This is a genomic window from Streptomyces sp. AF1A, from assembly GCF_047340315.1.
Classification (GTDB): domain Bacteria; phylum Actinomycetota; class Actinomycetes; order Streptomycetales; family Streptomycetaceae; genus Streptomyces.
Genome location: NZ_JBLEBI010000005.1, coordinates 1 through 12,558 on the forward strand (window position 1 = coordinate 1; position 12,558 = coordinate 12,558).

A 12,558-nucleotide genomic window follows, 5' to 3' on the forward strand; every position below is an offset into this window, starting at 1 on the left:
AAACAAGACGGTCGGAGACCCGCGGCCCGGCACGCCGGCCGCCTGGCTTGTGTCACCGGCCGCCTGGCTCTTGTCGTCGGCCGCCGTGCCCGGCCGGTGGCTCCTCCCCCCCACGGCGGAGCAGCAGCACTCATCTCCTCCTGCCGGGCGAGCAGCAGACTCACCCGGGCGACCGGCGCATCGGCGTGCCGGAGCCTTTGCAATGAAAAGAGCCGCATCGGCGGGACCGTCATCAAGGAGAGACCAATTGGAGTGGGCACAGCTTCCCAGCCCGGCGACTGGCACGGGCCACGCAGTGACGTTGCAGGAGGTGAGCAAGCGGTACGGCCAGGGCGCCGGCGCCGTGGCGGCGCTGGACCGGGTCAGCACGACGATCGCGCCGGGCACGTTCACCGCGGTGATGGGCCCCTCAGGGTCGGGCAAGAGCACCTTCCTGCACTGCGCCGCGGGCCTGGACACGCCGACGTCCGGCCGGGTGCTGCTCGGCGCCACCGACGTCTCCACGCTGCGCGAAGCCCAACGGGCAGTCCTGCGGCGCACCCGGATCGGCTTCATATTCCAGGCGTTCAATCTCCTGCCGTCGTTGACCGTGGAGCAGAACATCACCCTCCCCCTGCGGCTGGCGGGCCGCCGCAGGGACGAAGGCCGGCTGGGCCAACTCGCCGAGCGCCTGGGGCTGACCGATCGCCTCAGACACCGGCCCAGCCAGCTCTCCGGCGGACAGCAGCAACGGGTCGCCATCGCCCGGGCCCTGATCACCAACCCGGAAGTGATCTTCGCTGACGAGCCGACCGGCGCGCTGGATGCGGACGCGGCGCGGGAGATCCTCGCCCTGCTGCGCCAGGCCGTCGACGACCTGCACCAGACCGTCGTCATGGTCACGCACGATCCGGTGGCAGCCGCGGTAAGCGATCACGCGCTGTTCCTCGCGAAGGGCCGCATCGCCGCGCAGGTTGCATCGCCCACCCCCGACGCCGCCCTCAGGCTGCTCGCCGACCTGCGCCGGGCCGCACCGTGCTGAGGCTCGCCGCCCGCACACTGCGGTACCGCACGGGCAGCTTCGCGGGCGTCTTCCTCGCCCTCCTGCTGGGCGCCGCCGTGATCAGCGCTTGCGGCACCCTCCTGGAGTCCGCGCTGCGCTCCGGCTCCGCTGCCGCGCCCCAGCGCTATGCCGCAGCCGATGTGATCGTCGCCGGGGCAGGGCAGGTCACTGTCCCGGTGCAGACTTCGAACGGCAAACGGCGCTCGGAGCGAAAGACGCTGACCGAACGTGCCGCGCTCGACCTGGCCCTGCCCGCCCGGATCGCCCGGATACCGGGCGTCCGCTCGGTCAGCACCGACGAGGCCGTCCCCGTGCAGGTACGGGCTGGAAAAGCCGGCCAGGTCACGGGATCCAACGGTGCTGCGCCGACGGGCCGCAACTGGTCCAGCACCCGCCTGGGAGGCCTGCGCCTGGCCACAGGCCTCAGGCCGGCCCGCCCCGACGAGGTGGCCCTTGATGTGACGTCGGCGCGCCGCGCCCGCATCAGGCCCGGCGACCGCGTCAGCGTCGTAAGCGCCGTCGGCGCCCAGACGAAAACGGTCACCGCGCTCCTGGCTCGAAAAGACGGTGGCGGCCTGCGGGAAGCGTCCGTGTTCTTTCCCGACGGACAGCTGCCGGCCGTTGCCCCGCCGCGTGTCCAGGCATTGGGCGTCTTCGCGTCCCCCCACACCGCGGCCTCCGTCCTGGCGGCCCGGATCACCGCCGCCGTCCATGGCGATGGGCAGCCGGCGGTGTACACCGGCTGGGCACGCGCCAGCGCGGAGTTCCTCGATCTGAACGTCGCCTCCTCGACGCTGCTCGCGCTGTCGGCCTCCCTCGGCGGTATCGCGGTCCTCGTGTCCGCGTTCATCGTCTACGCCACGATGGCGCTGTCCGTCTCCCATCGCCGACGTGACATGGCACTGCTGCGGGCGGTGGGCACCACGCCGGGGCAGGTGCGGCGCATGATCTGGACCGAAGCCGTGCTGAGCGCACTTCCCGCGGGCGTGCTGGGCTGGCCCCTGGGTGTCGGGCTCATGTGGTGGATGCGCGGCGAGTTCGCCCGGCACCAGATCGTGCCGTCCGACTTCGTTCCGTACGTCGGGCCGCTGCCGGCTGTCGCGGCCGTGCTGGTGACCACGGTGTCAGCCGTCGCGGCCGGCCTGGCGGCCTCCCGGCGCGCCACCCGCATCGCACCGACCCAGGCCCTGGGAGAAGCCGAGGTGGCCCAGGCCGGCCTCGGCCGGGGCCGCGCGATCACCGGAGCCGTTCTTGCCTCGGTGTCCGCAGGACTGTTCCTCATCGGGCTGCGCCGCGGCGGTGACTTCGCGACCCTGGCGGCACTGGCCAACTCCCTCACCCTGCTCCTGGTGATCACCGCGGCGGTGCTCGGCCCGCCGCTCGCCCGAACCGCGCTGCGCGTCATCGCCCCGGTGTTCACCCGCGCCGGCGTCAGCGGCTACCTGGCCGCCGCCAACACCCGGGCCAACGCACGCCGCCTGGCAGCGGCCGTCACACCGTTGATCCTCGCCGCCTCCTTCGCCTCCACGGTCGTGTTCGCGCAGACCACGGGCCTTGCCCAGGCCGAGCAGCAGATGAAGGCCGGACTGCGGGCCGACCGGGTGATCGCCTCCCCTGTGGGGATCTCCCCCGCCTTCCTGCAGGAGATCAGGGACGACCCCCAGGTCCAGACGGCAACCCCCGTGGTCAGATCCACGGTGGTACTCGTCGGGCATTCCCTCGGCCAGGAAGAGACCGCCGTGCTGAGCGCCCAGGGCATCGACGCGACGCACCTGGCCCGAACACTGGATCTCGACGTCACCGACGGCAGTATGACCCGCCTGCGCGGCCGAAGCGTCGCGCTGAGCACCATGGCCGCCTCTTCGCTGGGAGTGCACCTCAACGACCACACGCGCCTGTATCTCGGGGACGGCACCGCTGTCACCGCGACCGTGACGGCCACCTACCAACGAGGCATGGGCTTCGCCGACGTCACCCTGCCGCACGACCTGCTACAGCCCCACACCACCAGCGCACTGGACACCACCGTCCTGGTGCGCAGCCGCCCCGAAACCGCCACAGCCGATCCCAGCCTGGCCCGTGTCGTGCACAGCCACCCCGGTGCAACCCTGCACAGCCGCATGGTGACAGACGCTCAACTGCACCAGCAGCGCGCAAACGCCTGGATCAACTACCTGCTGGCCGCCATGATCATCGGGTATACCGCCGTGGCCGTCATCACCACCCAGGCCATGGCCACCACCGAACGACGACAGGAGTTCGCCCTGCTACGACTGGCCGGCACGCAACGCCGCCACATCCTGCGCATGATGCGCTGGGAGACCCTCGCAGTCGTCCTCGCCGGCCTGCTCACCGGCACCCTGCTCTCCGCCTTCCCCCTGATACTGGTGGCACGAGCGGCGGGACCCTCCTGGTGGCCCACCGTCCCCCTCCCCCTGTATGCGCTGATCGCCGGTTCGATCGCCGTACTGACCTGGGTCGGGGCGCTGCTTCCGGCGCGGCTCGCGCTGCGCCGCCGGCCGGCCCGTACCCGAGGCTGAACACCCAGGCCCGAACCCGCCGCCCAGGCGATCGCACCGGGTGGCCCGGTCACCGGGCGGAGACACGCAGCGGCGGTTGCCTGGCGTTGAACCTGCCGACGAGGGCGGCGCTCACGGTGCCGACGCGTTGTGTCGGCGATGCCCCGCCGGCGGGTGTTCCGGCGGGGCGGCCGTCGGCAAGGTGTTGACGGGGACCGTCCGCCGAACTGCCCGCGTGGTCAGGCAGTTCGGCGAGCATGGCCTCGTATGTCCATCGCCGCCCCGACGCGCCGACCCCCACGAACTCCGTTGGTCCGGCCGCTCGCGCGGCGGCGCACGCGTAGGACGTCGCCCGCACCATGGCGTGGCCGTAACCAAGGCAGACATGTCCCGAGCCGAGTTCCCGCCGGTCCACCGCCCGCCCCTAACCTCTCAATTGTTGAACAGAAAACAACTATTGCTTGGTGGGAACCATGACGGTCAAGGTCGCAGTCATCTACTACTCAGCCACGGGAAACGTGCACGCGCTGGCCCAGGCGGTGGCCGAAGGAGCCGAGAAGGCGGGGGCCGAGGTCCGCCTGCGCCGGGTTCCCGAACTGGCCCCCGACGAAGCCATCGACGCCAATCCGGCCTGGCGCAATCACGTCGAGGCCGGCAAGGACACGGACGTCGCCACCCTGGAGGACCTGGAATGGGCCGATGCCTACGCCCTGGGGTCCCCCACCCGGTACGGAAACGTGGCTGCCCAGCTCAAGCAGTTCATTGACACCACCGGCGCCCTGTGGCAGCAGGCCGTGATGGCGAACAAGCCCGCCACCGCGTTCACCAGCGCCCACAACACGCACGGCGGCAACGAATCCACTCTGCTGGCGCTCTACAACTGCTTCCACCACTGGGGCTCGGTCATCGTCTCCCCCGGCTACACCGACGCCAGCGTCTACGCGGCCGGAGGCAACCCCTACGGCACCGCGCACCCCGGTGCGACCGGCGCGCCGCAGGAACCCACGCTCGCAGCCGCCCGCTACCAGGGCGAACGCCTGGCCACGATCGCGGCGCATCTCACGGCCCTGCGCAGCAGCTGACCGGACGAAACACGGGACACACGCACCGGCGGGCGACCTCACCCGGCCGCCCGCCACCACCCGGCGGCACAACCGCCACCCGGCGCCCGCCGCCCACCGGGACCACACAGCCACGAACGAAAGGCCCGCCATGCCCGCGATCAACGCGGACAACTGGCTCACCCTCCCCCGGGTGGGCAGCCCCATCGCCGGCACCGACCGGCGCGTACTGTCCGTCACGACCGCCATGAACGGCGTCGAGGGCGACGGCTTCCTCGTCCGCCGCGCCTTCGCCGGCATCGACCACCGCCGCCTCGACCCCTTCATCATGATGGACCACATAGGCGAGGTGGAGTACGCGCCGGGCGAGCCCAAGGGCACCCCCTGGCACCCCCACCGCGGCTTCGAGACCGTCACCTACGTCATCGACGGCGCGGTCGAGCACCAGGACAGCACCGGTGGCGGCGGAACCATCCAGGACGGCGACACCCAGTGGATGACCGCCGGCTCCGGGATCCTGCACATCGAGACACCACCCGAGCGACTCGTCATGTCCGGAGGCGTGGTCCACGGCATCCAGCTCTGGGTGAACCTCCCCGCGGCCGACAAAATGATCCCCCCGCGCTACCAGGACATCCGCGGCAGCCGGGTACAGCTGCTCACCTCACCGGACGGCGGGGCCCTGCTCCGCGTCATCGCGGGCGAGTTGGACGGACACCGCGGCCCCGGCGCCACGCACACCCCGATCACCCTGATCCACGCCACCATGCGACCCGGAGCCCAGATCACGCTGCCGTGGGCCGAGGAGTTCAACGCCCTCGCCTACGTGCTGGCCGGCCACGGCCTCGCCGGCGCCGAGCAGCGCCCCATCCACACCGGACAGGCCGCCCTCTTCGGCAGTGGCGGGGCCATCACCCTCCGCGCCGGCACGACACAGCAGGCGCGCACGCCCGACCTCGAAATCCTCCTGCTCGGCGGCAAACCCCTGCACGAACCCCTCGCCCAGTACGGCCCCTTCGTCATGAACACCGAGGCCGAACTGGTGCAGGCCATCGAGGACTACCAAAAGGGCCGGTTCGGCACCGTCCCGGTCGACACGGTCACCCACCGCTCCGACGGCCCCGGCAACTGACATCATCCGAAGCCCACGCGTACGCTGTGCGAGCGCCCCGGCGGGCTCGAAGCACGTTGGAAAGACGGGCGGCTACATCCAGTCGTGCTCCAGCGCGGCGATCTGCTTCTCGTCGACCGACCCGCCGGCGGGGGCCTGCCGGTGGTCCGGCCCGTCTGCGTGTGCGTGCCGTGGGTGGGCGCCGGAGCCCGGATGAACCTTGTCGATGAGGTCGAGATATTGCGGGTGGCGGGCAATGAACTCACCCACCACCGGGCAGATGATGGTGATCTTCTTTCCGCTCTCGCGGATCTCGTTCAGTACGCGAGCCATGAGCTCCGTGGCCACCCGCTTGTGGCGGTAGGCGGGGTCGACCCAGGTCGTCAACAGTACGACGCGGCCGCCGACGAACCGATACGAGAGCTCCGCGATCGCTTCGGGACCGAGGGACGCGGTCCAGCGACCGCGCTCCGCGTCGTTGGCGATATCGAGCTCCCAAGCCGCCTCGCGGAGGCCGGTCTCGTCCAGAGCAGCGATGAGGGCCGCGTTGTTCTGTTCACGAAGGGCCGCCTCGGCCTCGATGTTGGTCGTCACTGTCGAACACCTTCTGTCAGCGGAGCCCAGCGGGCTGGTTCAGGAATGGTGCGACCCTTTGGTCGCCCCCGGGTGCTCGGGGTCGACGAGGTCCGCGTACGCGGGGTTGCGCTCGATGAAGGTGCGCACGATCGGACACATGATGGTGACCGTCATTCCTCGCGTGCGTACGTCGTCGAGCACGCGCCGGATCAGCTCGGTGGCGACGCCCTGTCTGCGGTACTCGGGGAACACCGAGGTCGACATGAGCACGAGTCGGTCGTCGCCGGCGACGTTGTAGGGAAGGCCGGCGATCTCGGTGTCGCCGGCGATGGCCTCGTAGATACCGGCTCTCTCGTCGTTGACGACGTGAAAGTCGATCGCAGGGGCGTGGGGATCATCGATCACCTCGCCGATGAGGACGGCCTGCTCCTGACCGCGGGCTTCGGGGTGTCCGGCCTCGTCGGGGTGCTCGATGGGGTAGCGGGTCTGTTCGGTCGGCTCGGTCACAGGGGGGTGTTCCTTCGTTGCTTGCCGGTCCGGGGACGCCATGTGCTTACGGGCGTACGCGGATGATCGTCTTTCCCTTGACCCGCTCGGTCGGGTTGAAAGCGGCAACGGCCGCGTCGAGGTCGGCGACCTGGCCGATGTTCGTCCGCAACCGGCCGTCCCGGACGCGCTGGACGATCTCACCCAGCTGCGTGCGATCGGCCTCGACGACGAAATCGACCGCCAGGCCTTCCTTCGGCTGCACCTCGGGCGGGCCGGCGATCGACACCAGCATCCCTCCGGCTCGGACCAGGCCTGCTGACCGCTTGCCGATGTCACCGCCGATCACGTCGAAGACCAGATCGACTCCGCCGACGTCTTCCAGCGCCTCGCTGTCGAGATCGACGAATTCCCTCGCGCCGAAGTCGAGTGCGCTCTGCCGGTCGGCAGCACGTCCGGTGCCGATGACGTAGGCGCCGGCCTCGCGGGCGAGCTGCGTCACCATGGAGCCGACGCCGCCGGCCGCGCCGTGCACGAGGACGCTCTGCCCCACGTCGAAGCGGCCGTGCACGAACAGCCCCTGCCACGCGGTCAGACCCGAGATCGGCAGGCTCGCGGCCACGGTGAAGTCGACATCGCCCGGCAGCGGCGCGAGGTTGCGCGCCTCGACGGCCACGTACTCCGCCAGGGTGCCGTCGCGAGTCCACTCCGCGAGCCCGAACACCCGCTGTCCCACCGACAGGCCCCTTGTGCCGTAGCCAAGAGCGCTGACCACCCCTGCGACCTCGTGCCCCGGGATCGACGGCGTCCGGTCACGGCCGAGCCGATCCGTCCAGGTCCCTGGCCACGTCAGCTCACCGGGAGTGAAGCCCGACGCGTGAACCTCGACGAGAACGTCGTTCCCGCCGGCCTCCGGCTCCGGACGCTCCTCCAGCCTCATCCCGGCCGTTCCCGCGGCCTGGTCCGACACCACAATCGCCCTCATTCGGCACCTCCTGCATCCGGTCTTCGCCTGCGCGCCATGCAAGGTCCGATCATAACTGGACCTTCGAGTCCACATTAGTACGGAGCCAAGCCGCCTGCAGACCAGGGCGGCGGGTTTGATCGCCGCGGCAGCCTTGCCCGGCCACGACCCTGTTACATCTGCGCGCGGCGCAGGTTCCACTCCGCACCTGTTCGGAAAGTTCCGTGGCGGATCGGGTTTCCCTGACCCTCATCCGCCTTGTGCGACGCTGCTCGCCGCCGCGCGCTCCACCTCGCGGTCCCGATGGGCGCGCCGCCACTTGGAGGTCACCGAACAGGACGATAGGGTCCATTTCGGGATGGCGAATGCGGCCGACAAGGCGGAAGCGGAGACGCGAGAACCGTTCGCCTGCTCCGCCCGGGCAACACAGGTGTTCACTCACGACGGGCGCACCACCTACGTCGAGAACGGGAGCCTGTCGTCCGAAGAGTGAGGAGTCGACGATCAGGGGCGGTTGTGGTCTTTCCGGCCGCCCACCTACCGTGCCACCTACGTCGTCTCGTGGATCACAGGGGCCGATGGCGATGTCGTCGGCGGTGAAGCCTGGAGAGACGTTCGAGGGACGGCGCACTTCCGGGTTCGCCTGATTCCCCGGATGAGGTCTGCCCTCGCGCTCTTCTCGCGAGAGATCTCCGTAGAGGCTGTATCCGTTGCATCCCCAGGATAGGCGCTCCGGTGCCAGAAGCCTGGGTCGTTGTCGGTCCTCGTCAGCCCTCGGCTCCTCGTCCCACCCCCGGCGAGACGGCCCGCACTGTGTGCCCGACCCGCGTCCACCTGCGCGGACACTCGCCCAAGCCCGGGACGGTCCCTGCTACCGATCGGTACGAGTGGCCCTGCAGGCCGAGCGCCGGAGAGCCGGCGCCACCAGCACCGGTCCGGGCCCGCCGGTGTACCAAACGGGAGTGCTCTCAGGCAGCAGCAACTCGTGCAGGCGCAGCCGGCCGCGTCGGGAGAGCGACGAGGAGGGGGCGGGATCACGACATGGCTGGTAAGACGGCGCCGCGGATCGACACAAAGGAGAGACGGACGACGACACAGCAGTGAAAGGCAGGGCTCGATGCACGACGTGGCACCAGCGATCAACCTGGCTCGCGGGAGCAGAACGCTCCGGTTGGCATTCTCAGCTGCGGTGGTCTCCCTGGTGGCCTCGTTCGCCGCGTTGGTCACGCCGATTCCGCTGTTCAACACCTATCGGGCTGAGGATGGGTTCACCAACGCCGACATCGCGCTGGCCGTCGTCGCCAACTCCGTGGGAACCATCGCTGCACTGTTGGTGCTGGGACAACTCTCCAATCACCTGGGCCGACGACGAGCCGCGATCGCAAGCCTCGGCCTGCTGGTACTGGGCTGTCTGCTGCTGCTGAACGTGCACGACATCGGCACTCTGCTGGCCGCTCGGCTGCTGATGGGCGTCGCAGTGGGGTTGGCCAGCAGCAGCCTCACCTCCTACATCGTCGACGCCGCGCCCAGCAGGCCGACCTGGTTGGCCTCTGTCGCGTCCAGCCAAGGACCGATGCTCGGCCTCTCCGTCGGCGCGATCGCCTCTGGCGCCCTGGTCCAGTTCGGACCTTGGCCACGGCACCTCATCTACCTGGTTGCGGCCGCTCTCCTCGTGCTGTCGGCCGTGCTCATCGTCATCAGCCCGGAGACCGCGCACCCGACGCCCGGCGCGTGGCGATCACTGGTGCCCCGGGTCCGCGTACCGGCCCGGGTCAGACATCTGCTTCCCGTCGCGGCGGCGGTGTTCGTGGCCACCTGGACCACCGGGGCTTTCTTCCAGGCCTTCATGCCGGCGCTCGTCGAAGATCAGCTCCACACCCACAGCTCGCTCATCCTCGGACTGGTGTTCGCCGCCTATATGGCCCCCAGCGTTCTCGGCGCTCCCCTCGGCGGCCGGTTCACATCCGCGGCAGCCCAACGCACTGGCATGCTCATCTTTCTGGCCGGATGGATCGGCATCATCGCAGCGGTCGACGTGGGCGCCCTCGCCTTGTTCGTCGCCGCAACCATCGTGGCAGGCGCCGGTCAAGGCATCGCCATCAGTGCCGCCACCCGCGGCCTGCTGTACGGCAGCGCCCTCGCCGACCGGGCACCGATCTTCAGCGCAATCTATCTGCTCTGTTACGTTGGCGCCGCCATCCTCAGCTTCATCTCCGGGCAGCTCTCCAACACCTTCTCGCTCCCGCAGATCGCCCTTGGGTACGGGACACTCGCGCTCGTTGCCACGGTGATCACTGTCCTCGCGGCCCGCAACCCGCACATCGACCCGACCGGGAACAGCCGGCTCGGTGAGTGATCACCACGAGCCTCGCCGCCCGAGCATGGCCGACGTGCCGTCCCGTACGCGCATACTCAAGGTGTCGCCCCGCCATGTCCGCCTCGGATGCCGGTCGAACGGGAGTCTCGACCTCCCAAAGCCGATTCCCCACGGCCTGACCCGCCTCGACCAGCGAGGTCCCGATCATGATTCACGTGTGCGTCGACAAGGATTTCGGTCCTCCTGAAGGCAGCCAGATGCTCCAACCACCGGACGAGTCGCTCCACTGGCAGCCGGGCTTCCCCGTCGAGGCACGGCGGACGCTGGCTGCCCTGCGCCGCGGACGCCACGATCCCACCCACCGCGTCACGCCCGACCGGGCCCTCTGGCGCACCGCGCTCACCTCCACGGGGCCGGTCAGCTATCGCATCCGGCAACAGCGGCTCGACGACCTGACCATCGACGCCTGGGGTCCCGGGGCCCGCGAGCTGGTGGAGACCATCCCCACCGAACTCGGCGCCGGGGATCACCCCGAGCTGTTCCGGCCCGACCACCCCTTTCTCCAGCGTGCGCTGCGCCGGATGCCCGGCCTGCGGGTGCCGTGCACCGGGCGGCTGTTCGAAGCGCTGGTACCGGCGATCATCGAGCAGCGCGTCGTCGGTCTGGACGCCCGCGCCGCCTTCACCCGTCTCGTACGGGCGCACGGCACCGATCCGCCCGGCCCCGTCCCTCAGGGCATGCGTGTGCCACCGACCCCACAGGCATGGGCGGCGGTCCCCAGTTGGGAGTGGCGCCAGGCCGGCGTCGACTTGCAGCGCTCCCGCACCGTGATCCAGGCCGCCCGCCACGCGGCTCGCATAGACCAGGCGGCGGGGGTTCCCGGGCGTGCCTACGAGCTTCTGGCCAAGCTACCGGGCATCGGACCGTGGACCGCCGCCCAGGTCGGCCACCGCGCCCTGGGCGACGCCGACGCTCTCCCCCTCGGGGACTACCACCTCGGCCGGATGACGGGCGCCGCTCTGCTCGGCCGTCCCTTGGACGACAGCGAGGTCGAGGCGTTCTACGAGCCCTTCCGCCCGCACCGCTACCGCGCCCTCCGCCTGATCGAACTCACCCCCCGCTCGGCCCCCCGCCACGCGCCCCGGGCACCGCGCGCCCGGCCCCTGTACTGAACGTCCGGCGGCCCGAAGAGATCCCGGATCGCCGCTGTCTGCCCCAGACCCGCGACGCGCACATCTCGCTGGTCGGGGACATGCCGGCGGCGGTGCTCTTGGCCCCACCGGCGCGGTCCGCGATCACCGCCACGATCGGCGCGCGGCGCCCCTGCCCGCACGACGACTGAAACGCAACCCCACGAGGCTCTCGCGCGTGTCCGGTTCCCAGCTCGGCATATTTGCAAGGATAAAGTGGGGTCAGGGCTGAAAAGACGCGATCGCCTCGTCGGCGATGTTCCAGCGGCGGGCGGCGCCAGAACGGCCCGGACCGCCAGTTCTCATCCTGCGACACAGCCTCGCAGCAGTCATCTGGAGCCTCCCATGCGCGTGTTCGTCACCGGCGCCAGCGGCAGCATCGGCTCAGTGGTCGTTCCCGAACTCATCGCCGCCGGTCACGAGGTCCTCGGCCTCGTCCGCTCCGATTCCGCGGCCACGGCCCTCTCCGCCGCCGGCGGGACCCCTCTGCGCGGTGACCTCACAAATCTCGACAGCCTTCGCGAAGGCGCCGCACAGGCCGACGGCGTCATCAACCTGGCCTATCGCAACGACTGGAACGACCTGGAGCAGGGCATCGCCGAGGAGGCGCGCGCCGTCCAGACCCTCGCCACCGCACTCGCCGGCAGCGGCAGACCGTTCGTACACGCCGGCCTCACGCCGATGATGCCGGGCCACACCTCCACCGAGGACGACCCCGACACCACCGACGGCCTGGTCGGTGGCCGCGGCCGCACGTCGCAGACGGTGCTGGCCCTGGCCGACCAGGGCGTCCGGTCCTGTGTCGTGCGGCTGCCGCGCTCCGTGCACCAGCGTGCGACGACGTACGGCTTCTGCTCGGTCCTCATCGCCGACGCGCAAAAAGCGGGCGTGTCGGCGTACGTCGGCGACGGCACACAGCGATGGCCGGCGGTCAACCGCCTCGACGCCGCCCCGCTGTTCCGCATCGCACTCGAAAACGCCGCACCGGGCACGGTCCTGCACGCGGTGGCCGACGAGGGCGACACCATGAGGTCGCTGGCCGAGGCCATCGGGGACGCTCTCGCTGTTCCGGTCGAGTCGGTACCGGCCGAGCACTTCGGCATCGTCGGTCCCCTGTTCGCCCTCGACATGCCGTCGTCGAGTGCGCTGACCCGGGAACGGTTCGGCTGGGAGCCCACGCACCCCAGCCTGATCGACGACCTCGCCGCCGGCGACTACCCCGCCCTGGGCTGACATCCTCGGGGTACCGCCGGTCTCCTACCCCTGGGCCGGGCCATGAACTACTCCGAAGC

General features: G+C 70.4%; 10 protein-coding genes. 7 read left to right on the top strand and 3 right to left on the bottom strand.

Annotated elements, in window-relative coordinates; translation table 11 throughout:
* The first annotated feature begins 301 nt into the window (after window positions 1–301).
* From ACLU3S_RS02795 to ACLU3S_RS02810, 4 genes are all read left to right on the top strand, one after another.
* Entirely contained in the window at window positions 302–1,021 is a 720-nt protein-coding gene (locus ACLU3S_RS02795; RefSeq protein WP_413950167.1) for an ABC transporter ATP-binding protein, read from the top strand.
* Window positions 1,015–3,582, top strand: coding sequence for an FtsX-like permease family protein (locus ACLU3S_RS02800; RefSeq protein WP_413950082.1), 2,568 nt, complete (start codon window positions 1,015–1,017; stop codon window positions 3,580–3,582). Before ACLU3S_RS02795 ends, ACLU3S_RS02800 begins: the two co-directional genes overlap by 7 nt.
* Window positions 3,583–4,034: 452 nt before the next feature.
* Window positions 4,035–4,643 carry an NAD(P)H:quinone oxidoreductase gene (gene wrbA / locus ACLU3S_RS02805; protein ID WP_413950168.1) on the top strand — a complete coding sequence of 203 codons (609 nt, stop codon included), beginning with the start codon at window positions 4,035–4,037 and terminating at the stop codon, window positions 4,641–4,643.
* A gap of 130 nt (window positions 4,644–4,773) precedes the next feature.
* Window positions 4,774–5,754, top strand: a complete 981-nt coding sequence (locus tag ACLU3S_RS02810) for a pirin family protein (protein WP_413950083.1) — start codon at window positions 4,774–4,776, stop codon at window positions 5,752–5,754.
* A gap of 72 nt (window positions 5,755–5,826) precedes the next feature.
* Here ACLU3S_RS02810 and ACLU3S_RS02815 read toward each other — a convergent pair whose 3' ends face one another.
* The 3 genes from ACLU3S_RS02815 to ACLU3S_RS02825 are packed head-to-tail and all read right to left on the bottom strand — an operon-like array spanning window position 5,827 to window position 7,780.
* The gene (locus ACLU3S_RS02815) at window positions 5,827–6,327 is read right to left on the bottom strand and encodes a GNAT family N-acetyltransferase (RefSeq protein WP_413950084.1); all 501 of its coding nucleotides are present in this window, start codon (window positions 6,325–6,327) and stop codon (window positions 5,827–5,829) included.
* Between the two features lie 39 nt (window positions 6,328–6,366).
* Window positions 6,367–6,816 carry a GNAT family N-acetyltransferase gene (locus ACLU3S_RS02820; protein ID WP_413950085.1) on the bottom strand — a complete coding sequence of 150 codons (450 nt, stop codon included), beginning with the start codon at window positions 6,814–6,816 and terminating at the stop codon, window positions 6,367–6,369.
* 46 nt (window positions 6,817–6,862) lie between these two features.
* A complete protein-coding gene (locus ACLU3S_RS02825) occupies window positions 6,863–7,780 on the bottom strand; it encodes an NADP-dependent oxidoreductase (protein ID WP_413950169.1) in 918 nt (305 codons plus the stop codon).
* Between the two features lie 1,168 nt (window positions 7,781–8,948).
* Between ACLU3S_RS02825 and ACLU3S_RS02830 the strand changes: the two genes are divergently transcribed.
* The 3 genes from ACLU3S_RS02830 (at window position 8,949) to ACLU3S_RS02840 (ending at window position 12,499) form a co-directional block, all read left to right on the top strand.
* The gene (locus ACLU3S_RS02830; protein ID WP_413950086.1) at window positions 8,949–10,115 is read left to right on the top strand and encodes an MFS transporter; all 1,167 of its coding nucleotides are present in this window, start codon (window positions 8,949–8,951) and stop codon (window positions 10,113–10,115) included.
* 218 nt (window positions 10,116–10,333) lie between these two features.
* Complete coding sequence (locus ACLU3S_RS02835; protein ID WP_413950087.1) at window positions 10,334–11,248, top strand: DNA-3-methyladenine glycosylase family protein; 915 nt, start codon at window positions 10,334–10,336, stop codon at window positions 11,246–11,248.
* Between the two features lie 363 nt (window positions 11,249–11,611).
* Window positions 11,612–12,499 carry an SDR family oxidoreductase gene (locus ACLU3S_RS02840; protein WP_413950088.1) on the top strand — a complete coding sequence of 296 codons (888 nt, stop codon included), beginning with the start codon at window positions 11,612–11,614 and terminating at the stop codon, window positions 12,497–12,499.
* Window positions 12,500–12,558: the final 59 nt, after the last annotated feature.